This is a genomic window from Sinorhizobium kostiense (assembly GCF_017874595.1).
Classification (GTDB): domain Bacteria; phylum Pseudomonadota; class Alphaproteobacteria; order Rhizobiales; family Rhizobiaceae; genus Sinorhizobium; species Sinorhizobium kostiense.
In genome coordinates, this window is the sequence record NZ_JAGILA010000002.1 from 114179 (window position 1) to 136345 (window position 22167).

At 63.5% G+C, this 22167-nt stretch carries 26 protein-coding genes; 9 read left to right on the forward strand and 17 right to left on the reverse strand.

What is annotated here, in order from left to right; all coding sequences use genetic code 11:
• Nucleotide 1: 1 nt before the first annotated feature.
• The 5 genes from napE to nirK all read right to left on the reverse strand — a co-directional run bounded on the left by napE (nt 2) and on the right by nirK (nt 3956).
• Entirely contained in the window at nt 2–187 is a 186-nt protein-coding gene (gene napE, locus J2Z31_RS06960; RefSeq protein WP_209601190.1) for a periplasmic nitrate reductase, NapE protein, read from the reverse strand.
• Nucleotides 188–444: 257 nt separating this feature from the next.
• On the reverse strand, nt 445–888 hold the full coding sequence (locus tag J2Z31_RS06965; protein ID WP_209601191.1) for a pseudoazurin: 444 nt from the start codon (nt 886–888) through the stop codon (nt 445–447).
• Between the two features lie 115 nt (nt 889–1003).
• A complete protein-coding gene (locus J2Z31_RS06970) occupies nt 1004–1699 on the reverse strand; it encodes a Crp/Fnr family transcriptional regulator (RefSeq protein WP_209601192.1) in 696 nt (231 codons plus the stop codon).
• Nucleotides 1700–1810: 111 nt separating this feature from the next.
• Nucleotides 1811–2725 carry an SUMF1/EgtB/PvdO family nonheme iron enzyme gene (locus J2Z31_RS06975; protein ID WP_209601193.1) on the reverse strand — a complete coding sequence of 305 codons (915 nt, stop codon included), beginning with the start codon at nt 2723–2725 and terminating at the stop codon, nt 1811–1813.
• Nucleotides 2726–2825: 100 nt separating this feature from the next.
• Nucleotides 2826–3956 carry a copper-containing nitrite reductase gene (gene nirK, locus J2Z31_RS06980; RefSeq protein WP_209601194.1) on the reverse strand — a complete coding sequence of 377 codons (1131 nt, stop codon included), beginning with the start codon at nt 3954–3956 and terminating at the stop codon, nt 2826–2828.
• Nucleotides 3957–4309: 353 nt separating this feature from the next.
• Here nirK and J2Z31_RS06985 point away from each other — a divergent pair, with 353 nt between their 5' ends.
• Nucleotides 4310–5521: an NnrS family protein gene (locus J2Z31_RS06985; protein ID WP_209601195.1), complete on the forward strand. Its 1212-nt coding sequence runs from the start codon at nt 4310–4312 to the stop codon at nt 5519–5521.
• 73 nt (nt 5522–5594) lie between these two features.
• On the opposite strand, the gene J2Z31_RS06990 is transcribed toward J2Z31_RS06985, so the two are convergent.
• From J2Z31_RS06990 to J2Z31_RS07005, 4 genes are read right to left on the reverse strand one after another with little or no spacing between them, the layout of a single operon-like run.
• Nucleotides 5595–5888, reverse strand: coding sequence for a metal-sulfur cluster assembly factor (locus J2Z31_RS06990; RefSeq protein ID WP_209601196.1), 294 nt, complete (start codon nt 5886–5888; stop codon nt 5595–5597).
• Between the two features lie 4 nt (nt 5889–5892).
• Nucleotides 5893–6426 (reverse strand): DUF2249 domain-containing protein, encoded by a 534-nt coding sequence (locus J2Z31_RS06995; RefSeq protein WP_209601197.1) that lies wholly within the window; start codon nt 6424–6426, stop codon nt 5893–5895.
• Between the two features lie 3 nt (nt 6427–6429).
• Nucleotides 6430–7788, reverse strand: a complete 1359-nt coding sequence (locus J2Z31_RS07000; RefSeq protein WP_209601198.1) for a hypothetical protein — start codon at nt 7786–7788, stop codon at nt 6430–6432.
• 41 nt (nt 7789–7829) lie between these two features.
• Nucleotides 7830–8111 (reverse strand): DUF2249 domain-containing protein, encoded by a 282-nt coding sequence (locus tag J2Z31_RS07005; protein WP_209602259.1) that lies wholly within the window; start codon nt 8109–8111, stop codon nt 7830–7832.
• Between the two features lie 228 nt (nt 8112–8339).
• On the opposite strand from J2Z31_RS07005, the gene hemN reads away from it, so the two are divergent.
• Nucleotides 8340–9692, forward strand: a complete 1353-nt coding sequence (gene hemN / locus J2Z31_RS07010) for an oxygen-independent coproporphyrinogen III oxidase (RefSeq protein WP_209601199.1) — start codon at nt 8340–8342, stop codon at nt 9690–9692.
• A gap of 81 nt (nt 9693–9773) precedes the next feature.
• Here the strand turns inward: hemN and J2Z31_RS07015 are convergent, their stop codons facing one another.
• The 6 genes from J2Z31_RS07015 to J2Z31_RS07040 form a co-directional block, all read right to left on the reverse strand.
• Nucleotides 9774–11666 (reverse strand): nitric oxide reductase activation protein NorD, encoded by a 1893-nt coding sequence (locus J2Z31_RS07015; protein WP_209601200.1) that lies wholly within the window; start codon nt 11664–11666, stop codon nt 9774–9776.
• A gap of 4 nt (nt 11667–11670) precedes the next feature.
• Nucleotides 11671–12489, reverse strand: coding sequence for a CbbQ/NirQ/NorQ/GpvN family protein (locus tag J2Z31_RS07020; protein ID WP_209601201.1), 819 nt, complete (start codon nt 12487–12489; stop codon nt 11671–11673).
• 63 nt (nt 12490–12552) lie between these two features.
• Complete coding sequence (locus J2Z31_RS07025; RefSeq protein ID WP_209601202.1) at nt 12553–13899, reverse strand: nitric-oxide reductase large subunit; 1347 nt, start codon at nt 13897–13899, stop codon at nt 12553–12555.
• Between the two features lie 23 nt (nt 13900–13922).
• Nucleotides 13923–14375, reverse strand: a complete 453-nt coding sequence (locus J2Z31_RS07030; RefSeq protein ID WP_037425241.1) for a c-type cytochrome — start codon at nt 14373–14375, stop codon at nt 13923–13925.
• A 165-nt stretch (nt 14376–14540) separates the two neighbouring features.
• A complete protein-coding gene (locus J2Z31_RS07035) occupies nt 14541–14831 on the reverse strand; it encodes a cytochrome C oxidase subunit IV family protein (protein WP_209601203.1) in 291 nt (96 codons plus the stop codon).
• Between the two features lie 5 nt (nt 14832–14836).
• Nucleotides 14837–15385, reverse strand: coding sequence for a cytochrome c oxidase subunit 3 (locus J2Z31_RS07040; RefSeq protein WP_209601204.1), 549 nt, complete (start codon nt 15383–15385; stop codon nt 14837–14839).
• A 119-nt stretch (nt 15386–15504) separates the two neighbouring features.
• On the opposite strand from J2Z31_RS07040, the gene J2Z31_RS07045 reads away from it, so the two are divergent.
• From J2Z31_RS07045 to J2Z31_RS07055, 3 genes are read left to right on the forward strand one after another with little or no spacing between them, the layout of a single operon-like run.
• Nucleotides 15505–15660, forward strand: coding sequence for a hypothetical protein (locus J2Z31_RS07045; RefSeq protein WP_082910356.1), 156 nt, complete (start codon nt 15505–15507; stop codon nt 15658–15660).
• A gap of 12 nt (nt 15661–15672) precedes the next feature.
• Nucleotides 15673–16047 (forward strand): hypothetical protein, encoded by a 375-nt coding sequence (locus tag J2Z31_RS07050; protein WP_209601205.1) that lies wholly within the window; start codon nt 15673–15675, stop codon nt 16045–16047.
• Nucleotides 16048–16058: 11 nt separating this feature from the next.
• The gene (locus J2Z31_RS07055; protein WP_209601206.1) at nt 16059–16745 is read left to right on the forward strand and encodes an NnrU family protein; all 687 of its coding nucleotides are present in this window, start codon (nt 16059–16061) and stop codon (nt 16743–16745) included.
• Here the strand turns inward: J2Z31_RS07055 and J2Z31_RS07060 are convergent.
• Together J2Z31_RS07060 and J2Z31_RS07065 are read right to left on the reverse strand one after the other, a co-directional pair.
• Nucleotides 16709–17326 (reverse strand): UbiX family flavin prenyltransferase, encoded by a 618-nt coding sequence (locus J2Z31_RS07060; protein ID WP_209601207.1) that lies wholly within the window; start codon nt 17324–17326, stop codon nt 16709–16711. The genes J2Z31_RS07055 and J2Z31_RS07060 overlap by 37 nt on opposite strands.
• Complete coding sequence (locus J2Z31_RS07065; RefSeq protein ID WP_209601208.1) at nt 17323–18831, reverse strand: UbiD family decarboxylase; 1509 nt, start codon at nt 18829–18831, stop codon at nt 17323–17325. The genes J2Z31_RS07060 and J2Z31_RS07065 overlap by 4 nt, the downstream gene beginning before the upstream one ends.
• A gap of 120 nt (nt 18832–18951) precedes the next feature.
• Here J2Z31_RS07065 and ubiT point away from each other — a divergent pair, with 120 nt between their 5' ends.
• Genes ubiT through J2Z31_RS07085 form a run of 4 tightly spaced genes read left to right on the forward strand, consistent with a single transcriptional unit; the run spans nt 18952 to nt 21806 of the window.
• Nucleotides 18952–19458, forward strand: a complete 507-nt coding sequence (gene ubiT, locus J2Z31_RS07070; protein WP_209601209.1) for a ubiquinone anaerobic biosynthesis accessory factor UbiT — start codon at nt 18952–18954, stop codon at nt 19456–19458.
• Nucleotides 19449–20426: a ubiquinone anaerobic biosynthesis protein UbiU gene (ubiU, locus tag J2Z31_RS07075; RefSeq protein ID WP_209601210.1), complete on the forward strand. Its 978-nt coding sequence runs from the start codon at nt 19449–19451 to the stop codon at nt 20424–20426. Before ubiT ends, ubiU begins: the two co-directional genes overlap by 10 nt.
• Before the next feature lie 7 nt (nt 20427–20433).
• Nucleotides 20434–21369 carry a ubiquinone anaerobic biosynthesis protein UbiV gene (gene ubiV / locus J2Z31_RS07080; protein WP_209601211.1) on the forward strand — a complete coding sequence of 312 codons (936 nt, stop codon included), beginning with the start codon at nt 20434–20436 and terminating at the stop codon, nt 21367–21369.
• A complete protein-coding gene (locus J2Z31_RS07085; RefSeq protein ID WP_209601212.1) occupies nt 21366–21806 on the forward strand; it encodes a hypothetical protein in 441 nt (146 codons plus the stop codon). Before ubiV ends, J2Z31_RS07085 begins: the two co-directional genes overlap by 4 nt.
• Nucleotides 21807–22167: the final 361 nt, after the last annotated feature.

Sequence of the window (22167 nt, forward strand, 5' to 3'; positions counted from 1 at the left end):
CTCAATGCCCTGGTGGACCGGGGGGGCCGAAGACGATCTGAAACATCCAAACGAGAAACCCGTAGGCGCCGACTACGCCCACGGCGGCGATCGGCCAGATGCCGAATGCCAACACGAGGAAGGTGATCAGTTCGTTTAGGCGCCGCCTGCGTGGCAGGCTCGCCCCTGGCTGGTCGGCCTCGGGCATTCAAGCGTCTCCTCTCCAAACGCGTACGCCGAAAACGAAGTCTAGTACCTCGAACAAAAAAATAAAGGGCGACTTCAGACGATTCCTGGTTGAACTCTGAAGAAATTGATTATTGTCAAGTAATTGGAATGTGCGCGCGCCAGGCCACATAATATTCGAAACAGCCAAATATCTATAGGATCTAAACTAAGTGGGCCCGGCGCAGACAGAGATGCGTTGCGCCGAGCCCTTCAATTTAGTCTGGCGCTCCTCTGTATCTACTGGAGGGCTCCCGCGAGAGCGGCGTCGAGGCGCTCCCTCGCCTTCTTTGGCAGCTTCACTGCCTTCACCTTCTCGATGTTCGCGGGCGCGTCACCGACGACAACCGCCGCGACCATTCCCATGCCAACATGGGGGGCGCACTTGACGCCGTAGACTCCTGGCACGTCGAACGTCACCTTATAGGTCTCGTTCATCTTGCTCTTGAAGGCGGTGGCACCGTCGGGGATCATGTCCTTGATCGTCTCGACGTTATGCCCCTTGTCGGTCGGGACAAAGGTAACGCTGTCGCCCGGATTGATCTTGACCAAGGCCGGCTCGAAGACCATTGCGCCATCGGCGCCCTTGTTCAGCATGCGGACTTCGAAATCGGCGGCGGATGCCGTACCGGTGAGAGCGCTAAGAACTGCGGCGACTACTATACCCTTTGCGATTGTGCGCACTTGAATTTCTCCTTGGTTTCGGGACCCTGTTCGGTCCTTGCAGCAAGGAGATAGGACAGAAGCAGCCGCCGCTCTTTGATGCTTGTCAAACACTCAGGGGTATAGTCTGGATGTTTTAGTCCCGCCCGCCGTCGGCGAGCGCCGCCAAACCCGGCAGGTCGCAGATGATCAGTTTCTGGCGGCCTCCCTCGACCAGCCCCTTCTGCTCCCAAGCGCTCAGGATGCGCGAAACCGTATGAAGCGTGGTACCGGTCATTTCGGCAATGTCCTGCCGGGAAATCGGGAAGTCGATGCGTATGCCGCCTTTCTCCTTCCTGCCCGCCTGGTGCGAAAGACGCAGCACCGCGTGGGCGACGCGCCGCTCCACCTCCTGCGTCGACATCTCGCGGATCCGGGTGTGCGCTTCTTCGAGCCGCTGACCGATCGTCTGCATCGTACTGACCGCGAGCAGCGGATTCTGCTCGACGAATTGCGGCCAAAGATCCGTCGGCCAGGACAGGGCGAGACTCTCCGTGGCCGCCGTCGCGGTACCCGGATAATCCGAACGCTGCAGCGCCTTGGCAAAACCGAAAAGGTCGCCCGGATGGACGACACGCACAATGATCTGCTGCCCGTCCTCGGTGACCTGGGTGACCTTCAGGCGCCCATGCAGGAGAAGGAAAAAGTTGGTTGCGGTCTGGCCCTGCTCGAAGACGGCGTCACCCTGCGGCACACGCCTTGGCGTTGCATGGGTGAGCAGCCTGTCCAGATCGGCGTCGCTCATCCTGTCGAACAGCGAAAGCGACCTTACGACGCTGCGGTCGATCTTCATTCCACTTTCCTACTGCCCGGATCCCTCAACAATGCAGCCATCGTACTATCACGGAAGAAAGGGGGAAAAAAGCAGAGGATCCGCGGCGACAGAGAGCCGCCACATCGCACATCAGACGTCGAGGCCCTTCGCACGCAGCGTCTGCATCAAGGGTGCATACCACCGCGTGTCCTTCACCAGACGGAAGCCCACATTGTCGGGCGGCGCGCCGACGGCGCAGCCGCCACCCTTCGGGTTGCGGACGAAGGAGCTGAGCGCGGCCCGATGCTTGCCGGAGGCGATGTAAATGCCGCAGGATGAGGCATCGCTGATAGTATTCCCTGCGCGATCGAGCGTGACGCGTCGCATGCAGGTCGTCGTCCATTCCCAGACATTGCCTGCAAAGTCAGCGAGGCCTGTTTCGCTCTCGCCGAAATGTCCGAGCCGCTGCGGCTCCGGCTCGCGGGATGCCTTGCGCTCAGTCTCGCGGTAGTAGTCGGCAAGCCAACGCAACGCCGGATTGGAGCTGTCTTCATCGACATCGAGCGCATCGTCGGGAAAGCGCGAGCCTGCGGCAAAGGCGAGTTGCTTGTCGGTAGGCAACACCCAGACCTCCCCCGTGCGACGGCTGAGCCAGGCGGCATAGGTCTGCGCGTCATCGTAGCTGACGCCGGTTGCCGGCATGCGTTCGGGATCCGCCGGCACATGCTCGGGTTCGGCTGGCGGGCAGGCCTCCTCCTCAACGCAGCGCGCATAATCCGCGGCTGTCACCTGATATTTCATGATCGTGAGCGGCGCGCTCATGCGCACCGTCTCGACCGGTCCGTCGACGGCATAGCCGTTCTTGAAGAATTCCCCGGCGACGCGATATCGGAACTCCCGTGGGGCCACGGTCACGAACGCCGGTGCGTCGAGTGAAGCGCCGACGGGAGCGTTACCCAGAAGCCCTGTTTTGCTTGCGAGCAGTCCGGCGAAAACCAGGAAGAGTGCGGAGGGTATCGCAAGCGAAGCGGCACTGATTTCTCTTTTCTCTGAAAACGCGGCCATCACGGCCTCCCCTGCGACCACTTCCAAGGCCTATGGCGGCAGCATCGCGCCCGCCGGCGACACGCGCTCCCAGCCGGGGCGCGTGTCGCGGTGACCGGCATCAGGTGCCCGAAGGAGCACGAACTGCCGTCATGAGATCGTCGTTCCAATCGCCGGTGACGGTGAAATGGGCGGCGGCGCCGAGCTCGAATGCCTCGATCAGGTTGTGGTTGACATAGGCATAGATACCGGGCTGCTCGAAGGTGTAGAAGGCAGCACCGGCCGTGCCGCCGGGGATGAACCAGGTCTCCTGGTCGACGTCCGGAGGATTGCGGAACTTGCCTGTCGCCCAGACATAATCGCCATGGCCGCCGATCAGATGCGGACGGGTGTCGCGGTTGGCCTGCGAATGGACGATGAGGACCTTCTCGCCGACTGCCGCCTTCAGCGCATTGTCGCCGGTGAGTGCGCCAACTGCGCCATTGAAGACGATATGGGTCGGAGTCAGCGTGCGCATCACTTCAAGGGTGTCCGCATAGGCATCGCCGACGCTCTCATATTTCTTGAAATTGCCATTCTCGTCGCGCGGCACATAGAAGTCCTGCTCGCCGACATAGTAGACCTTGTCGTAGGCGATCGATTTGCCCTTGCCGTCGGTCAGTCCTTCGCGCGGCAGCACCATGATGGCGCCGTTCATGCCAGAAGTGACGTGCCACGGCACCATCCCGGGAGGTGCGCAATGGTAGACGAAGACGCCGGCCTTGGTAGCCTTGAAGCGCAGCACCGCGCTCTCGCCGGGGTTGACGACCGTCAGTGCGCCGCCCCCAAGCGCGCCAGTTGCCGAATGGAAGTCGATATTGTGCTGCAGCTGGTTGGTCTCAGGGTTATTCAGTGTCACCTCGACATAGTCATCCTGGTGGACGACCATCAGAGGGCCCGGAACCGAACCGTTGAAAGTCATCGCGTTGAGCTCCGTACCCTGCTCGTCGATGACGATCTTCTTCTCCTCGATCGTCAGGGTGAACTCGATGACCTTGGGACCGCCTTCGGCCTTCTGTGTATGGGCGTGAACGAAGGGCGGCTTCACCAGGTCGACCTTGACGCGCGGCAGCGAGGCGATATCGACAGGGGCGGCCTTGGCGACCGCCTCTTCCGCATGGGCAGCAACTGCACCGACGAGTGGCGTCAGGGCGCCCGCGATCGCGGCGCCAGCCAGCATGCTGCGGCGTGTTACCTGGAATTGCTCAGACATGGAACCTCTCCTTGAAAGACGGAGCGAACATCGCCCGGTCGCCTTTCATCCTAGGAGCACTCCCGCCAGCCTCTTTGAGGTGGAACAAATACGCAAATTGCCCTGATGCGACATTTTGACAGCTCATCGGCCCGACAATCGGAACCGCTTGTCGGAAAGCTCGATGCGCAGATTTAAAGAGTTGCAGCGACCTTTGCGCGTCTGAAAGGACGCGCGTCGCTGTAGCAGAGGCGACAACTCCGGTGGGTCATCGCCGCGTGCAGGATCGCAACTGACGTGTCTTTGCCAATTGTCAAAGAACGCTTTGCGGAACGCCTGTAGTCAGATGCGAGCCAAACATCAGGAGCTGAATCATGAATGCATCAAAGGTGGCCGAGCGTCCCGGCCCCGTGCCGCGGGGCCTCGCCCGCACGGGCCCCGTGCTGTTTTCCTATGGCTTCAGGCCATTCTTCCTCAGCGCTTCCATTTGGGCGATCGTCGCCATGACCTTATGGATCGCGGCGCTCGCCGGTCATATCGAAATGGGTGGCAGCTACGGTGCGCATGCGTGGCATGCGCACGAGATGCTGTTCGGCTTCGCCTCTGCCGTGCTGGCCGGATTCCTGTTGACGGCAGTGCCGAACTGGACGGGGCGGCTACCGGTTTCCGGCTGGCCGCTTGCCGGTCTCCTCGGGCTCTGGCTTCTGGGCCGAATTGCACTCCTTTGGCCCGATAGGATCGGCCTCCCGGCGGCCGCGGCGATCGACGGTCTCTTCCTTCCGGTGCTCCTCATCATTTGCGCGCGCGAGGTGATCGCCGGCCGCAAATGGAAGGATCTGAAGGTCCTTGGCGGCCTCCTGGCTCTGTCCGTCGCAAATGCCTGCTTCCATGTCGCCGTGATCGGGGGCGATCACGCCCATGTGGCGATGCGACTCGGGATTTCCGCCTATGTAGCGCTGGTCACAATCGTCGGCGGCCGGATCTTGCCGAGCTTTACCCGCAGCTGGCTGAACCGCGTCGGCCGCACCGATTTCCCCGTTCCCTACAACCGCTTCGATACCGCCGCCATCCTCGCGGGCGTTATCGCCCTTGGATTGTGGACGCTCGTTCCCCACCATCCGGCCACGGCGGTCGCCGGCATGCAGGCCGCCGTCATGCATGCGATCCGGCTCCTGCGATGGCGCGGGTTCGCCACCTGGCCGGAGATGTTGCTCGTCATCCTGCACGTGGCATATGGCTTCGTTCCGCTGGGCTTTGCCGCAATCGCCCTCAGCGCGACTGGGCTCATCGAAGAACATTCGGTCATGCATGTGATGACGGTGGGCGCCATCGCTTCGATGATGCTCGCGGTGATGACCCGTGCGAGCCGCGGCCATACGGGTCATGCGCTCACGGCTTCGCGCCTGACCACCGCCTCCTACGGGGCGATCGTGCTCTCGGCGCTGTTGCGTCCTCTCGCGGAAATGCTGCCCGAAGCCGCGACTTCGCTCTATGCGGCCTCGGGGAGCCTCTGGATCTCCGCCTTCGCGCTCTTCTGCCTCGAATACGGGCCGATCCTGCTGCGCAAGCGCCGCGCGCTGCGCTGAAGGCCGGCAAATCCACAAGCCAGAACGGCCCGAGGTTTCTCCCGGGCCGTTCTATCCGTAGCGCGGCACCCCCTCAGGCGCTCATCATCGCCGGTGTCCAAGCTGGCTCATAGGTGAGCCGGACCTCGGCATATTCGACACCCGGCACATACCAGACGCAGTTGCGCACTGCCTCCTTCAGGTACTCGCTGGCGGGACAGCCTCGGGTGGTCGTGGTCATCGTCACATGGGCGATGCCGCCATCCTCGACTGAGACGTCATAGATCAGGCCGAGTTCGACGATATTGCGGCCGAGCTCCGGATCGATGATCATCCGGAGGGCATCCCTGATGGCGTCGCACATCGTTTCGTTCGTCGCTTCGCTCATTGTCTCAGTTCCTGGGTTTTCCGACGCGCACGAATATCCGGAAGGTGGTGCGGGTCTCGTCGAAGTTGCCGGCCCACTGGTGCCCGCGCTTGGCCAGCTCCGGGAAGAGGAAGATCGGTTCGCGCGACAGCAGGGCGAACAGCACCTCGCCCGGCTCCATCCGCTCGGCAGCCGCCAGGATGCGGACCATCGGTTCCGGCGGATCGAGATCGGTGAGGTCGAGGTGCTCGACCGGTTCGGGCCAGGTGTCGGGATTGTCGGCGGCGGCGGAGACCGCGACGGGGGCGCCACTCGGTTTCGGCGTGAACAGGACTTCCCAGTCGCCGCCATCTAGCTCCTGTGCCTCATGGCCGAAGCCTCGGCCCTCCATCACCTTGAACAGCGGCTGCGGACGAAAGGGAGCGAACAGCCGCAAGGCTTGCCCGGGTTTCAGCCCGTTCACCGCCTCCATGATCGCCTGGAATGGCTCGCCGCCGCCCCTCAATATGGGCCGAACGTCGAGTTCTCTTGGTGCAGGGGTCTGGGGTGCGGTTGTCATCGATTACTCCTGTGGGCGAGAGATCGGAAGAAACAGATGCGGCCTCGGCGCGCCCGCAGGAAAGCGCAGCGGCGCAGCGACGGCGGAAAGTTCACGGGCGCGGGCGAATTCCACCAGCAGGCCGGACGTCGCGCCGAGTTGCGCCAGCACGGCAATGCGAAACGCCATCGGGTTGTCGGCAAAGAGCGAAATCGTCGCCGCCACCACGGCGCCATAGTAGAGGCAAAACCAGAGGCGCGCTCGCCTTTCCCTAACGAGGTCCTGCACGCGTGGGACCGCGGCCCGGCCGAGCACAGGGCCGTAGCATTCGAGCCAGGTCAAGAACGGAACGATCTTGTAAAGCTGCGCGAGACCGAGCCCGGTGAGCCAGCCAAAGACGAAGAGATAGACGACAGCCGCGGCGCCTTCGCCGGCAGCCGACCTCGTGACTGGCAGCGCAAACATCACGACAGAAACGAGAAGTGCCGCGAAGGCCGCATAGCTTGCCAGGATATTGAGTTCCACGATCTTGCGGCGGCGCTCGCGAAACAGGCGCGAGAGATCAGTGGAATAAAGAAGAGTGGCGGACACGGAAAAAAGTGCCGCAAGGCCCAGCGGCCACTTCACCGCCGCACTACCCGCTGCAATCGAGACGACGCAGGCCGCGACGAGCGCCAGCGCTACGACCCCTGACCACCAAACGGCCTTGCTGGTCGCGCGCGCGGAATCGGGCGCAAGCATGAACATCGGCAGCAAGCGATAACTGACGCCGATCGCGGTGAAGGTCAGCCAGCCCCCAAGACCAAGCGCCGCGTGCAACGGCGCCCCCTCGAGGAGAAGCGCGATCGCCGTATCATTCGCGAGCGCGCCGGATAGCACGAGGGTGAAGATGCCGCCGACAAGAACCGTGGCGATGAGTGCGGTAAGACCCACCGCGACAAAACGAGCGGGAAGCGGCAGCGGACGCGCCGCAGCGATCGTCGATGCGAGCATGATGGTGACGAAACCGAAGCCGGTCACCAGCGAGAACGCGCCGAACGGCAACATGCCCGGCGCCATTCCCGGCGTCCCGCCGAGGGAAGCGAAGCCGCCGACGAGCAGAAGAAGCCCCGCGATGAGGAGAAGCAATGCCGGCAGTGCAAGCCGCCCGGCGCGAAGTGGAGCGGCCACGAGCACGGGCACGAACTGCAGTAGCGCCCCCACCATCAGCAGGCCCAACCATCCGATGGCGAGAACGTGCACGAGTGCCAGAGTGGCCGGGGCTCCGATATCCGCAAAGGGATAACCGTAACCCGACACCATCATGCCCTGGCCGATTACCAGGAAGACACAGGCGGCTGCAAAATAGGACATCGTCCATCTGGAAAGCGTAGCGCCCGGCATCTCGTCTCACCCTGCTCGCATCGGTGGTCAGCGGCGGTGGATCAATGATCGGAGCCGCAGCAGCATTCACAGCCCGACGCGTCCTCCAAGCGGGCGATCTCGACGCGCCAGACCTCCGGCCCTTCTTCCAGATAGTCCCAGCCAAACTGGCCGGGGAAATTCGTCTCCAGCTGGAAATGGAGGGGGCGTGGATCATGATCGCTCGTGATCAGCATCGAGCCCCCGGGCAGTAGCGCTCCGAGTATTCCGAAGATGCGCGGATGACGCTCGCGCGGCGGAACGGTGCGGACGTCGATGGATGGCTTCGCCTGTGTTTCCGTCATGGTCATGAATGTCTCTCTCAGCCGCCCCTCGCGTGTTCCGATACGGCGGCGGCAATAGCCGGACCGGAACCTGGCAGACCCTAGTGTCGCGCGAGCGATCACACTTTGACGGTGAGCAAACAATCGGACGAAATCGCTTTCCATTCCTTGACATTGCTCAAAGAGAAAGGCCCGGTGCTTCCCTAGGATGGCGCTCGATCTTGTTTCCCGCATCAGAAGGACGCTGCCATGCAATCGGCTCTTGTTGCAAAATATGGCGAGGCACGCCTGCCCCGCTACACGAGCTATCCGACGGCACCTCGCTTTTCACCCGCCATCGACGACAGAACCTATGGCGACTGGTTGTCAGCCAGCGCGCCGGAAAGACCGGCGTCGTTGTACCTGCACATCCCCTTCTGTCGATCGATGTGCTGGTACTGCGGCTGCCACACGACGATCACCCAGCGCGACCAGCCGATCCTCGATTATCTCCACATGCTCCGCGAGGAGGTTCACCTCGTCTCGGCGAAGGCCAAAGCACGCCTCAGCATCGACCACGTGCATTTCGGCGGGGGAACCCCGACGATCATGCGACCCGAGGAGTTCCTGGCCCTGACGGAGCTCCTGCGCGAGCATTTCGATTTCGCGAGCGCCGCTGAAATCGCGGTGGAAATCGATCCACGAACCCTCGAGCCGGAAATGGCAACGGCTCTTGGCGAAGCCGGTGTGCGCAGGGCGAGCCTCGGCGTGCAGAGCTTCGATCCAGTCGTACAAAAGGCGATCAACCGGATCCAGAGCGAGGGGCAGACGATGGAGGCAGTCACCCGGCTCCGAAAGGCCGGTGTCGACAGCATCAATTTCGATCTCATCTACGGCCTGCCCCACCAGACGGTCGATTCCTGCATCGCCACGACCGAGGCGGCCATCAAAATGGCGCCCGAGCGCTTCGCCGTCTTCGGCTATGCCCATATTCCGTCATTCAAGAAGCATCAGAAGCTGATCGACGAGAAGGCGCTCGCCGATGCGGAGGGCCGCGTCGCCCAGGCCGAAGCCATCGCCGCGACACTCGTCGCCGCGGGATACCGCCGGATCGGCCTCGATCACTTCGCGCTGCCGAATGACAGCCTGGCGACCGCGCAGGCGAGCGGGCGACTGCACCGCAATTTCCAGGGCTACACGACTGATGCTTGCGAAACCCTGATCGGCCTCGGAGCCTCGGCGATCGGGCGGATGAGGGATGGCTATGTGCAGAACGAGGTGCCGCCGGGGCTATACGCCCAGCGCATAGCCTCGGGTCGGCTTGCAACGGTGAAAGGCTATCGGCTGACGGCCGAAGATCGGCTGCGGGCGAGCATCATCGAGCGGCTGATGTGCGACTTCGCCGTCGATGTTCCTGCCCTTGCCAGTGCACACGGCTTCGATCCGCAGATGCTTCTCCGCGGCAATGCGAAGCTCGCCATGCTCGAGAACGACGGCATCCTTGAAAATGCCGACGGCATCATAACGCTTCGTGAGGGAGGACGCTTCCTCATCCGAGCCGCCGCTGCCGCCTTCGACGCCTATATCGATCAGTCAGGGCGGACACACAGCAAGGCGGCGTGAAGGCCAGTTCGAAAATCCGAGAACAGAGAGGCCCGGCATGCAGGCGCATGCCGGGCCTTCCGTCTCGCGACCTGCCCCCGTCTACCTTATCAGGCCGCGATAGATCGCCGGCAGGGCTGCAGGCAGCCTGCCGATGTTGCTGACGACGGCATAGCCGTTCTGGCCGAAGATGACCGGCACATAGGATTTCGCCTCGCGATCGACCGTCACCCCAAAGACGCTGACGCCCAAGCGGCGAGCTTCGCAGACGGCGCGGCGGCTGTCCTCGAGGGCAAACCGCCCTTCGTAATGATCGACATCGTTCGGCTTGCCGTCCGTCAGCACGATGAGCAGCTTGCGGCGGTTGGGCCGCTTGACGATGCCGGCCGTTGCGTGACGCACCGCCGTGCCGATCCGGGTGTAGTAGCCGGGTTTCAGCGCGGCGACCCGCGCCTCCACCGTCGAACTCATCGCCTCGTCGAAGGCTTTCACCGTCTCGATCCGCACCCAGTCGCGCCGCCGGGAGGTGAAGGTGAGGATCTCATGGCTGTCACCGCAGGCGGAGAGTCCGTGCGCCAGAACAATGAGCGCCTGCTTTTCGACGTCGAGAACCCTGAGATCGTCGAACCAGGCATCGGTCGAAAGGGACACGTCGACAAGGATGCTCACCGCAAGGTCGTGCGCCTGCGGACGGCCCATCATGTGGATTCGGTCGCTGCCCTGCCCGCCGGCCTTGAGGTCGCTGCGGGCCCGCACCACCGCATCGAGGTCGAGATCGGCGCCGTCGATCTGCGCCCGCAGCACCTCGTGCCGCGGCCGCAGCACCTCGAACTGGCGGCGGACACGGCGGATCAGGCTCTTCGCCGCGGGATCCGGCTCGCCGGCGGCCCCTTCAGCGGAAGCGGGCGAGGCGAGCACGCGGCAGTGGTCCTTGAGGTAGCTGCCGCTGCGATAGTCCCATTCGGGATAGGTCAGCTCGGCCGTCAGCGGCGTCCGATCGAGCGCTTCGGGGGGCAAATCGAGGTCGAACCGGAAACGCGCTGCCGGCCGCCCCTGGCGCTCGCCGAGCGTCATCTCGTCGAGTTCCTCGGCGGCCTGAGCGTCATGATCGTTGCTGTCGTCTGCCGGACGGTCGACATTGACCATCTCGGCCATTGCGAGGATCTTCTCGAAACGGTTGAGGATGAACGGACTGCGCTCCGACTGCCGCTGCGCTTCCCGCGCAGCGACGTGGCGCGTCGTCTCGGCTCCTTCCATTCTGCCGCCGCCTTGGGCCGGTTCGTCCTCACGGCGTCCTTCCGTCTGCTGGCGCAGCAGCACATCCGGCCAGAGCGGCACCGGAAGCATGGGGAGATAGCCGGGCGGCGCCTTCTGCGGAAAGATGATTGGCGGGTCGTCATCGCACAGGCCGGCGCCGTTTCTCAGCATGTAGAGGATGCGGTTCTCGACGTGCTGCTCGACCGAAGGCAGCGAGCGCCGCTGCCGCACCTTGATCACCGCCCTGCAGAGGCGACGATAGCGTTCCCGCATTGCGGGATAGGTGGCCAGCACGGCCTTTACGGTCTCATCGGCGCGTGCAAGGACTGCCAGATCGCGAGATAGCGGGTCGGTAGCGCTGACGGGCGAGAGCGGCATGACCGCCATGACCGCCGCCAGCCAGAAATAGAGGTCGCGGTTGAGACGCCGCAAGGGAAAGAGATCGACCTCTGCCGGCAACATCAGCGTCGCATGGTCGCGCGCCGGCTGTACGAGCTTCTCCTCCCCAAGGCCCATGCGCTGGCGCAAGCGCAGCCGGTGTGCGGAGGTGCGGCCGCGGGCGGGCGCGATCTGCACCGCCCGCTCGCCGCCAAGACCGCGGAAGTAGACGGCGAGCACGGCCTGGACGTCATCGAGCCGAACAGCCTCGTCCGGAAAACGCGGCCAGGTGCGCGTGTTGCCGACGAAGCGATGCCAGGCGCGGCCGACCGTTTCTTCGAGTTCGAGGAAGTCCAGCATCGTCTTATCCTTGGCGGATGACCGCGTCTGCAATCTCGATCAGCGCGGCCTTGACGTCCGGCTCGTCGGTGAGCGGTTCAATCATCGTCGCCAGAACGGCGTCGCGGAGCGTAACACCGCTGTCGACCAGGCTCGCACAATAGACGATGAGGCGCGTCGAGACGCCCTCCTCGAGATCATGCCCTTTGAGGCTTCGCAGGCGATGCGCAAGGTCCACAAGCGGAGCGACCCTGCTCTCGGCGAGACCGCTCTCCTCGGAAACGACGGCAATCTCGCGGTCCCGCGGCAGGAAGTCAAACTCGATGGCGACGAAGCGCTGGCGCGTGCTTGGCTTGAGGGTCTTGAGCAGGTTCTGGTAGCCGGGGTTGTAGGAGACCACCAGCATGAAGCCGGGCGGCGCCTCAAGGAGCTCGCCGGTGCGCTCGAGCGGCAGGACACGCCGATCGTCGGTGAGCGGGTGAAGCACGACGGCAACATCCTTGCGAGCCTCGACGATCTCGTCGAGATAGCAGATGCCGCCCTCGCGCACGGCCCTGGTCAGGGGACCGTCGACCCAGACGGTATCGCCTCCCTTGAGGAGGTAGCGGCCGGTCAGGTCGGCGGCGGCGAGATCGTCGTGGCAGGACACGGTCGAAAGCGGCAGACCGAGCTTTGCCGCCATATGGGCTACGAAGCGCGTCTTGCCGCAGCCGGTCGGGCCCTTCAGCAGAAGCGGGAGCTGACGGGTCCAGGCGCTTTCGAAAAGCGCGCATTCCTGGCCCGAAGGGGAATAGGCGGGAACATTGCAATCCGGAATTGGCGGAGCCTTGAGGGCGATGTTCATCAGATATCTCCGAGTTCGAATGTCAGTCGAAGCGGCCGGCCGCAAGGGACCGGCCGCCCCGCATCATTCGGCCGGTTGGACGGCCTGGTTGAGGGCTGGGCTACGGCTCTTGCCGGTGACCAGGACGGCCCAGAAGAACATCAGCGCCGAGATGAGTACGACGACACCCGATCCGAGCCGGATCCAATAGAAGAGAGCAAGTTGCTCCTGCACGGCCATGAAGCTCTCGCCGAGGACGCGCTGCAGGTGGACCTGAACGACGCCGGCGAAGGTGAGCGCGAAGGTCATGACGGACATGGCGCTGCACATCGCCCAGAAGCTGGCGATCGAGAGCCACTGGTTATAGGGTGCCCGGCCACGTATCTCTGGGATCGCATAGGCCATGACCGCGAGATTGAGCATGACGTAGGCGCCGAAGAAGGCGAGGTGTCCGTGGGCGGCTGTGACCTGCGTGCCGTGGGTGTAGTAGTTGACAGACGACAGCGTGTGCAGGAAGCCCCAGACGCCGGCGCCGAAGAAGGCCATCACCGAGCAGCCGATCGACCAGAGGAGCGCCGCCTTGTTCGGATGCTTGCGGCCGGCCTTCCAGGTCATCACGAAGGTGAAGACCACCATGGTGAAGAAGGGTGCGACCTCGAGCGTCGAGAACAGCGAACCGATCCACTGCCAGTAGCCGGGCGCACCGATCCAGTAATAGTGGTGGCCGGTCCCGAGGATGCCGGAGAAGAGCGCCAGGCCGACAATGACGTAGAGCCACTTCTCCACCACCTCTCGGTCGATGCCGTTGAGCTTGATCATGAGGAAGGCCAGGACGGAAGCCATGATCAGCTCCCAGACGCCTTCGACCCACAGGTGGACGACGTACCACCAGTACATCTTGTCGAGCGCGAGATTGACCGGGTTGTAGAAGGCGAAGAGGAAGAAAATCGCGACGCCCCAGAGCCCGAATATCAGAATGTTGGTCACGGTGGTCTTGCGACCCTTCAAGACGGTCAGCGTGATGTTGAAGAGGAACATCAGGGCGACGACGACGATGCCGACCTTGATCGCGAAGGGCTGTTCGAGAAATTCGCGGCCCTCGTGGATGTGGAGGAGGTAACCGACGACGGCAATCGCCGCAGCGACCAGGAAGATCCAGAACTGGGCGATGGCGATCTTCGGGCTATAGAGCTCCGTCTCCGCCTCTTCCGGGAGCAGGTAGTAGGTGGCGCCCATGAACCCCATCAGCAGCCAGACGATCAGGGCGTTGGTGTGCACCATGCGCACGATGTTGAACGGCAGCAATTCGGAGAGCGTGTTGGGCAGGACGTAGATAGTGCCGGCAAGCACACCGAACAGGACTTGGGCGAGGAACAGGCCAAGCGCGCCGTAGAAATACAGCATCGCGACCTTTTGTGTTTGATATTTCATGTGTTTTCTCCTTGTCCCGCTGCTCAGCCCGCCTCGTTCGGTGGCCAGCTCTGGGTCTTGATGCGGCTCGTCCATTCGAGGAAGTCGGCAAGATCGTTCAGTTCCTGCTCGGTCAGATTGAATTGCGGCATCTGCCGCCTGCCTTCGGCGCCGGAGGGCTGCGCCGCCATCCAGGACTTGAGCGTCTCGCGCGCACCTTCCGGATCGGACTCGCCGCCCCACCGCTTCCACACGTTGCCAAGCTCCGGCGCGAAATAGGCGCCCTCGCCGAGCAGAGTGTGGCAGTTGATGCAGGAGTTCTTTTCCCAGACGTGCTTGCCGCGCGCGACCGAGTCCGTCAGCGTCGTCTCGTCCGTGGATTCGGTCTTCATGTAGTAGTGGCTGTGGGCCGTCAGGCCGACAAAGATCGCGAAGAAGAAGATGGAGCCGCCATAGAAGACGTTGCGTGCCCCTGTCTTGGTAAGGCGTTCTGCCATCCCATGGTCCTTTCGATTCCGGGAGGCCGCAAAGTGCGGGCCGGCCCCAACACATCCCGCCGGCTGGCTGCGAACCACTTCCCCCGCCCGCCGACAAACGCGACCCTTTGTAGGGATTCGAGAGGCGCCTTCTTTGCGTTTCGGCAAACAAGTCGGAACGGCGCCTCAGGCGGCGAGGAGAACGGCGGTGATGAGCGCTTTCGCCGCAGCGGCAAGCGTGAAGAATGCCGGCCAGGCGAGCAGACCCAGGCGCAGCGGCCGCGGTCCCGAGCGAAGACCCAGAAAATCGAGAATTACGAGCCGCGCCTTCGCCAGGGCGAGTAAAAGCAGGGCGAGTGCAATACCTAGTGGCGCGGTCGGATCCTGGAACTCGCGGGCGAGCAGCATGCCGAAGAACACCATTACGAGCAAGCAGATCCAGGTCCTCATCAAGGAATTCGGGCTGAACTCACTCATGGGAATCACGCCAGATAGAGGATGGGGAACATGACGATCCAGACGAGATCGATCACGTGCCACAGGGTCGTGGCGAGTTCGACATTCGCCGGCCTCGGCCTCCAGGCGAGGAGAAGCAGGACGATTCCGACGAAGGCGACATGGACGAGGTGGAAGCCTGTCAAGAGGAAGTAGAGTTCGAAGAAGGACTGAAAGGCCTCCTCCCCGGCAAAGCGGAGCTCCTTGCTGTACTCGTAGAGCTTGATGACGACGAAGACGAAGCCGAGAAGCGCGGCAATCACCAATGCCCGGCGCCTCGTGGCGGTGGAGGCGCCCTTCCCTGCTGCAATCGCGGCCTGCCATCCGCTGGTCAAAAGCACGAGCGTGTTCAGCGCGGCGATTCCCGGCGTGAGGTGCAGCCTCGCCACCGCGAATTCCTCGATGGAGACGATCGATGCGACAAGGAAAGCGCCGATGAGCACGCCGAAGGCGGCAAGCTCGCTCCAGATCAGAACCCAGAGAATGAAGGTGTCCGCTTCCTCTTCGCCGGCCGCTCCGGCCACCGCATCTTGCATGCCGCATCTCCGCACAGGTTGGTGAAAGCGGATAGGAGAAAGGGGCCATCGCTTCTTTGCGCGCGATCAAAGACGGCGGCACCCACGGCGTTATGGTCCTCCGGGAAATGGAGTTCACCATGAACGACGCACAGATCGGCCTCTCGGTCGCCACACCGATCATCATCATCTTCGCGCTCGTGCTCTACCGTATGGGCGTCCTGCAGCGGACCGGCACGGTCGCCGCCGTGCTGGCGTCGGTCGCCTGCGCTGCGGTCCTGTTCATCGAGGGATGAGAGCGAAGTCCTATGACGGTGCCCCATACGCTCGATCGTCTTCAGGACCAATATGGCGAGCTGCTTGCTCTATGCGATGCCATCGAGTCGATTGCCGATTCGATCGCCGGACGCGTGGACCGCGACAACTTCCTGTCGGTGGCGGAAAGAATTTCCTCGCTGAGACCCGCGCAAACGAGCGAACTGCCGCATTGGGATGAAGCCAGCCCTTGGAAGTCCTCGCCAGGCATCGCCGAGGCGTTGCGGTCGGCGGCGATGGGCCGGACTGCGCTCTCCTGGCAGACAATCGAATCCATGCTGCGGACCTTGCTCGAAGGTCTGCGCCTCCACGTTGCGAAGGAGCAGCCAATGATTGAAGCAATGAAACGATCCAAGCGGCCGAACTGAGACAAGTCCCGATGGCTGAATTTCTGCTGGCGCTGTTCGCCTTTCTTATACTGCACTCCATTCCGGCTATCCCCGCAATTCGCGAGCGCCTGATTCTCGTCCTCGGCAGGGCGGCCTATTTCTCGCTGTATTCGCTCGTCTCCGTCCTCGTGCTCGGATGGGTGTTCTACGCGGCATTGAACGTCGACTACATTCCGCTCTGGGAACCCTCGGCCTGGCAGGCCTGGGTGACGCTGCTTACCGCCCCCGTCGGCGTGTTTATGGTGCTCGCAGGACTTTTCAGCGCGAATCCGCTGTCGGTTTCAATCCGTCAGGGGCAGAGACCGGGCGCGGTCGTCTCCGCCACCCGCCATCCCGTTCTCTGGGGCTTCGCCATCTGGGCGTTTGGCCACGTCGTCGCCAACGGCGACCTGCGCTCGCTGATCCTTTTCGGTGGCTTTGCGCTTTTTGCGCTCGGCTCCATACCTATGATGGAGAAGCGCGCCCGTCGCCGGCTTGGAGAGCAATGGCAGCGCCAGTCGGAGAAGACCTCCATCATACCATTCGCGGCGCTCTTTACCGGACGCACGGCTCTTACCGGCGACGCGCCGCTCGCGGTTGCCGCCGGGGTGACCGCGGCGCTGACCTTTTGGCTCCTCGCCGGGGGGCACGCTGCCCTCTTCTACGCCGACCCTCTTGTCCTGGCGACGGCGTTCTGAGCGAGTGCCTGCGGGTCCCATTCGGTCGCCAGCGACGCAACCGGCAGACCGAGGAGGTCGATGGCGCGTGCCGCAAGATGGTCGATGACCTCTTCGATGCTTTGCGGCCGATGATAAAACGCCGGCACCGGCGGCATAACGATCGCTCCCATTTCCGTGACCGCCGTCATGTTGCGCAGGTGACCGAGATGCAGCGGCGTCTCGCGCGTCATCAATACGAGCCTTCGCCGCTCCTTGAGGTGTACATCCGCCGCCCGCACGAGGAGATTGTCAGCAAGACCGGTAGCGATCGCCGCCAGGGTTCGCATCGAACAGGGAACGACAATCATGCCGGCAGTCCTGAAGGAGCCGCTCGCTGTTGCCGCGCCGATGTCACCAACCTGGTAGCTGCGATCGGCGATCGTCAGCAATCGATGCAGCGCATGCGGGCCGATCTCGTGGAGGAGCGTGCGCCTTCCGGCATTCGAAACGATGAGATGGGTCTCCACTGAGGGGATTTCCGCAAGCCGCTCGACGACCCGGAGCGCCAGCGCTGCTCCCGATGCCCCCGAGACGCCGACCACGACCCGTTCCTTGCTCATGACGCTTCTCCCAAACCGAGCTCTGCCCAGAGCCGATCCACCCTGTCGACGACCGCCGCCGGCATCTCGAGCACCCGTCCCCATTCGCGCTCCGTCTCCGGCCCGAGCTTGCGCGTCGCGTCGAGCCCGAGCTTGCCGCCAAGCCCCGGCTTCGGAGACGCGAAATCGAGGTAGTCGATTGGCGTGTCGTTGAGGATGGTGACGTCCCGGCTGGCGTCGAATCGGGTTGAGAGCGCCCAGATGACGTCGCTCCAATTCCTGACATCGATGTCCGGGTCGACCGCGACGATAAGCTTCGTGTAGTTGAACTGCGGCAGCATCGACCAAAGCCCCATCATCATCCGTTTAGCCTGGCCGGGGTAACGCTTGTCGATGGAGACGACCATGGCTCGATAGGAACAGGCTTCCGGCGGCAGGTAGAGATCGGCGATCTCATGGAATTGCCGCTTCACCAGTGGCAAGAAGAGTTCAGTCATCGCCTCGCCGAGCTTCGAAGGCTCGTCGGGTGGGCGGCCGGTATAGGTCGAGAGATAAAATGGCTTGCGGCGCATGGTAATCGCCGAGAGCGTCATCACGGGAAAACGTTCGACGGAGTTGTAGTAACCTGTGTGATCGCCATAGGGCCCCTCATCGGCGGTCTCATCCGCCGAGACGTTGCCTTCGAGGACTATCTCGGCATTCGCCGGAACGGGCAGCGGAACCGTCAGTGCCGGCGCAACCTCTGGCCGCTCCGCCTTCAGCAGTCCGGCAAAGGCAAGCTCGCTTATGCCTTCAGGCAGCGGCATCACCGCGGCGAGGATTGTCGCAGGGTCGGCGCCGATGGCGACCGCCACCGGCATGTCTTCGCCGCGCTGCTGCCACATCCGAATATGCCGAGCGCCGCCGCGATGCGCCAGCCACCGCAGAATGAGCCGGTCTGGCCCGAGCACCTGCATGCGGTAGACGCCAACATTGATATCGTCCGGATCGTCCGGCGCACGGGTGATCACCAGCGGCCAAGTGACGAGAGGAGCCGGCTCTCCCGGCCAGCACCATTGGATCGGCAGCCGCGACAGGTTGGCCTCCGAGCCGAGCCAGACCGCCTCTTGCACCGGAGGCCGCGAGACGCTTCGCTGCCGCATCGCGAGAGCTGCTTTCAGTAGCGGGAGCTTGCCCCAAGCATCCGACAAAGATTGCGGCGATCTCGGCTCGCGCAGCTCCGCCAACAGTTCCGCAAGGCCCGGCAGACCGCCTGAGGGAACTCCGAATCCCCACTCTATCCGCTCGCGCGTGCCGAACAAATTGGCGAGTAGCGGTATGTCGCAAATGCGACCGGAAGCGTCGACCGGCCTCTCGAACAGCAGGGCAGGCCCGCCCGCATGGAGAACGCGCCGGTGGATCTCGGTGACCTCATGCACGAGCGAAACAGGCCGCGCGATGCGGTGCAAGCGGCCTCGCCGCTCGAGCATGGCGGCGAAGTCCTGGAGGCCTGAAAAGCGGCGGGTGACCTGATCCCTGCGATACATGCGAGGTGTCTCGCCCGCCAAAAACCTCCTGTCTTTGCTCCAGCGCAAATTGCTTCTCGGAGCTTGCCGATAGGTTCTCCGCCGAGAGCAGCCGAGTCGTCATCTGCAAAGGCGAGAGAGATGGAACTGCCGCGTCCACTGGTCGCACCGCTTGCCGTCGTGCCGATCCCCCTGATTGAGATGGCCGTGAAGCACGTGTTTTCGAGCCTGCTCAAGCGGCATCCAGCACTCTTCGAGCGTCTCGCGGAGCACAAGGTGAAGCGCTATGCCTTCAGTCCAGCCGACCTGCCGGTCGTCTTCGTGGTGCAACCGTCAGGCGCGGCGCTGTCGGTAATGCGCAAGCCGGCCGATCCTGCCGCGGATGCTGTCGTGGAGGGCCCGCTGTTCCAGCTCTTGGCACTTCTCGAGGGCCGCTGCGACGCGGACGCCCTCTTCTTCTCGCGCTCGTTATCGGTGACGGGCGACATGGAGGCAATGCTGGCGCTCCGCAATGCGCTTGACGGCTGCGAGATCGACCTGCCGCGCGATCTGGGCGCTTCCGCCGGGCCGCTCGCGCCGCTCGTCAGCCGCACCGCAGAAGCGATCCGCCGTCGCGCCCTTGCCGGGGAGAACGCAGCATGGAACTGATCTGCCCGGCTGGGACGCCCGCCGCCTTCCGTGAAGCCGTCGATTCCGGCGCCGACGCCGTTTATTGCGGCTTCCGGGATGAGACGAACGCACGCAATTTTCCCGGTCTCAACTTCTCGCGCGAGGAGCTCGGCGAAGCCATCGGCTATGCCCGGCGGAAAGGTGCACAGACCTTCGTCGCGCTCAACACTTTCATGCGCGCCGGACATGAGAGGCTGTGGTACCAGGCGGCCGCGGACGCCGTCCGTCTGGGAGCGGACGCACTCATCCTTGCCGACTTCGGCCTTATGGCGCATGTCGCCGAAACCTATCCCGAGCAACGGCTCCACGTCTCGGTGCAGGCATCGGCGTCCAATCCGGACGCGGTGAATTTTCTGGTCGAGGCCTTCGGCGCCAAGCGCGTCGTGCTGCCGCGTACGTTGACGATCTCCGACATCGCCCGCCTTGCCGGGCAGATCCGCTGCGAGATCGAGGTCTTCGTCTTCGGCGGGCTCTGCGTCATGGCGGAGGGCCGTTGCGCGCTCTCTTCATATGCTACTGGCAAGTCGCCCAACATGAACGGCGTCTGCTCGCCAGCGAGCCACGTGCGCTACCGCCATGACGGTGGCGACCTGGTTTCGGAACTCGGCGCCTATACGATCAACCGATTCCCTCGCGAGGAGGCCGCCGGTTATCCAACGCTCTGCAAAGGACGGTTCGACATCGCGGATGCCAGCGGCTACGCCTTCGAGGATCCGGTCTCGCTCGACGTGATGGACCAGATCGACGCTCTCCGGGAGGCGGGCGTCAGCGCCCTCAAGATCGAAGGGCGCCAGCGGGGTAAGGCCTATGTAGCCGAGGTCGTCTCGACGCTTCGAAAGGCGCTCGACGCCAGACCGGAAGAGCGTCAGGCGCTCCTGGCCCGCCTCAAGCTGTTGAGCGAGGGGCAGCGGACGACGTCCGGTGCCTATGAGAAGCGTTGGAGGTAGATTAGCCATGAACGCCAGCAAACCCACACTCACGCTCGGCCCCGTCCTCTATCTCTGGGAGGGGGAGAGATGGCGGGACTTCTACTTTCGCATTGCCGACGAAGCGCCGGTGAGCGACGTCGTCCTTGGCGAAACCGTCTGTTCGAAAAGGCTGCATTTCACCGACCCCTATTACCAGCCGGTCATCGAGCGGCTGGTGGCGGCGGGAAAGCGGATCGTCTTTTCCACCCTCGCACTCGTGACGCTCGAGCGCGAGAGCCACTATGTACGGGCCCTGGTCGCCGACAGCCCCTACCCCGTCGAGGCGAACGACCTTTCGGCTCTGGCGCTGCTTGAAGGCGAGCCGCACTGGATCGGGCCTTTCGTCAACGTCTACAACGCGGCGACCGCTCGAGTGCTTGCCAGGCGGGGGGCAAGGAACATATGCTTGCCGGCCGAACTTCCGGCGAGTTCTATCGAAGAGATCGTTTCGCAAACGCCCGGTATCGACTTCGAAGTGCTGGCCTTCGGGCGCATGCCGCTCGCGATCTCGGCTCGCTGCGCCCACGCCCGCGCCAAGGGGCACATCAAGGACAACTGCCAGTTTGTCTGCAAGGACGATCCGGACGGCCTGCCGGTGAAGACGCTCGACAAGCAGTCCTTCCTAGCTCTCAACGGCGTGCAAACGGTATCCTTCACCTGCCAGTCCCTCCTTGCCGAACTGCAGGACATCGTCGCCTCCGGAGTGGCCCGCTTTCGACTGTCACCGCAAGATTGCGACATGGTAGCGGTCGCGCGCCTCTACGAGGACGTCCTGCACGGCCGAATGGAAGCCGAAGACGCTCTGGCCCGGCTCAAGCGGATCTATCCGGCCACCCCGCTCTCAAACGGGTTTCACCATGGGCAGGAAGGCGCCGCCTGGGTCGCCCGCGCACGCAACATTGCACATGGAGCAAACGCATGAGCGCGAACGAATCCGGACCCGAAATCGCAATGACCGCCGCACAGGCAAACGAAGAAATCAGTCGCGTAGTCGGTCGCATGCGTGGCGCAGTGCTGAGCACCGCGATAGATTGCGAATGCCGGGACCGCGTCGAAGGGGCGCTGCGAGATCTGGAGAGGCTTGAATGGGTCCGCATCGAGCGGCGCCTGCTGGCCGCTGCCAGTGAACAGCGGCGAAAGATCTCAGCCCTGCTCGTGCTGCTCGGTGATTTCGACCCGAACGAGACGGGGGCAATGGACGACGGCATGATCGCGGAAGCCGGCCTGCTCTTCGGCGATATCGCTGCGGCGGCAGAGCTGGGTTCAAGTCTGTTGAGGCAATCGCGTCAGTCTCGGTTTGCGGTCGCGCGGCAAGTGGCCGAACCCGCTACCGGTGCCGCGCTCGATACCGCTGGGTAGGCCGAAGCGGCAAGATTGAAGGGGATGCACTTATGGACGCCTTGAAGCGAAGCTCGTGGCGAGATGCGGCGCTGGACATCATCATGTCTCAATCCATCGCTCTCGGGGAAATGAGTTCTGTTCTCGAGGCGCTGCACGGGGATCGAAGGCACGCCGGCGTGCCGGATCGCCGGATATTTCGTGACACAAGTCGCCCCCTCCGCATGCGACCCTGACGCGCTTGGAATTAGACCTTGGTTCGGCCGAGGCGGCTCAGTTGCCGGGGAGCGCAGGCGAACGCATGAATCATCGTGTCAAGCTGCCGCTGAGGCTTGGTCCCCCTTCACCGCACCCATACGAGGCGACGGCGACGGCTAGTCGC

Excerpts from the sequence above, each read along its gene's own strand:
- J2Z31_RS07035 (WP_209601203.1), bottom strand. The coding sequence starts at position 14,831 with ATGAGTGAGTTCAGCCCGAATTCCTTGATGAGGACCTGGATCTGCTTG.
- ubiV (WP_209601211.1), top strand. The coding sequence starts at position 20,434 with ATGAACGCCAGCAAACCCACACTCACGCTCGGCCCCGTCCTCTATCTC.
- J2Z31_RS06975 (WP_209601193.1), bottom strand. The coding sequence starts at position 2,725 with ATGGCCGCGTTTTCAGAGAAAAGAGAAATCAGTGCCGCTTCGCTTGCG.
- J2Z31_RS06970 (WP_209601192.1), bottom strand. The coding sequence starts at position 1,699 with ATGAAGATCGACCGCAGCGTCGTAAGGTCGCTTTCGCTGTTCGACAGG.
- napE (WP_209601190.1), bottom strand. The coding sequence starts at position 187 with ATGCCCGAGGCCGACCAGCCAGGGGCGAGCCTGCCACGCAGGCGGCGC.
- J2Z31_RS07055 (WP_209601206.1), top strand. The coding sequence starts at position 16,059 with ATGGCTGAATTTCTGCTGGCGCTGTTCGCCTTTCTTATACTGCACTCC.
- J2Z31_RS07015 (WP_209601200.1), bottom strand. The coding sequence starts at position 11,666 with ATGCTGGACTTCCTCGAACTCGAAGAAACGGTCGGCCGCGCCTGGCAT.
- J2Z31_RS07025 (WP_209601202.1), bottom strand. The coding sequence starts at position 13,899 with ATGAAATATCAAACACAAAAGGTCGCGATGCTGTATTTCTACGGCGCG.
- hemN (WP_209601199.1), top strand. The coding sequence starts at position 8,340 with ATGCAATCGGCTCTTGTTGCAAAATATGGCGAGGCACGCCTGCCCCGC.
- J2Z31_RS07040 (WP_209601204.1), bottom strand. The coding sequence starts at position 15,385 with ATGCAAGATGCGGTGGCCGGAGCGGCCGGCGAAGAGGAAGCGGACACC.
- J2Z31_RS07030 (WP_037425241.1), bottom strand. The coding sequence starts at position 14,375 with ATGGCAGAACGCCTTACCAAGACAGGGGCACGCAACGTCTTCTATGGC.
- J2Z31_RS07050 (WP_209601205.1), top strand. The coding sequence starts at position 15,673 with ATGACGGTGCCCCATACGCTCGATCGTCTTCAGGACCAATATGGCGAG.
- J2Z31_RS06990 (WP_209601196.1), bottom strand. The coding sequence starts at position 5,888 with ATGAGCGAAGCGACGAACGAAACGATGTGCGACGCCATCAGGGATGCC.
- J2Z31_RS07085 (WP_209601212.1), top strand. The coding sequence starts at position 21,366 with ATGAGCGCGAACGAATCCGGACCCGAAATCGCAATGACCGCCGCACAG.
- J2Z31_RS07065 (WP_209601208.1), bottom strand. The coding sequence starts at position 18,831 with ATGTATCGCAGGGATCAGGTCACCCGCCGCTTTTCAGGCCTCCAGGAC.
- J2Z31_RS06995 (WP_209601197.1), bottom strand. The coding sequence starts at position 6,426 with ATGACAACCGCACCCCAGACCCCTGCACCAAGAGAACTCGACGTTCGG.
- J2Z31_RS07060 (WP_209601207.1), bottom strand. The coding sequence starts at position 17,326 with ATGAGCAAGGAACGGGTCGTGGTCGGCGTCTCGGGGGCATCGGGAGCA.
- J2Z31_RS07045 (WP_082910356.1), top strand. The coding sequence starts at position 15,505 with ATGAACGACGCACAGATCGGCCTCTCGGTCGCCACACCGATCATCATC.
- J2Z31_RS07000 (WP_209601198.1), bottom strand. The coding sequence starts at position 7,788 with ATGCCGGGCGCTACGCTTTCCAGATGGACGATGTCCTATTTTGCAGCC.
- ubiT (WP_209601209.1), top strand. The coding sequence starts at position 18,952 with ATGGAACTGCCGCGTCCACTGGTCGCACCGCTTGCCGTCGTGCCGATC.
- J2Z31_RS07005 (WP_209602259.1), bottom strand. The coding sequence starts at position 8,111 with ATGACGGAAACACAGGCGAAGCCATCCATCGACGTCCGCACCGTTCCG.
- J2Z31_RS06985 (WP_209601195.1), top strand. The coding sequence starts at position 4,310 with ATGAATGCATCAAAGGTGGCCGAGCGTCCCGGCCCCGTGCCGCGGGGC.
- nirK (WP_209601194.1), bottom strand. The coding sequence starts at position 3,956 with ATGTCTGAGCAATTCCAGGTAACACGCCGCAGCATGCTGGCTGGCGCC.
- J2Z31_RS07020 (WP_209601201.1), bottom strand. The coding sequence starts at position 12,489 with ATGAACATCGCCCTCAAGGCTCCGCCAATTCCGGATTGCAATGTTCCC.
- ubiU (WP_209601210.1), top strand. The coding sequence starts at position 19,449 with ATGGAACTGATCTGCCCGGCTGGGACGCCCGCCGCCTTCCGTGAAGCC.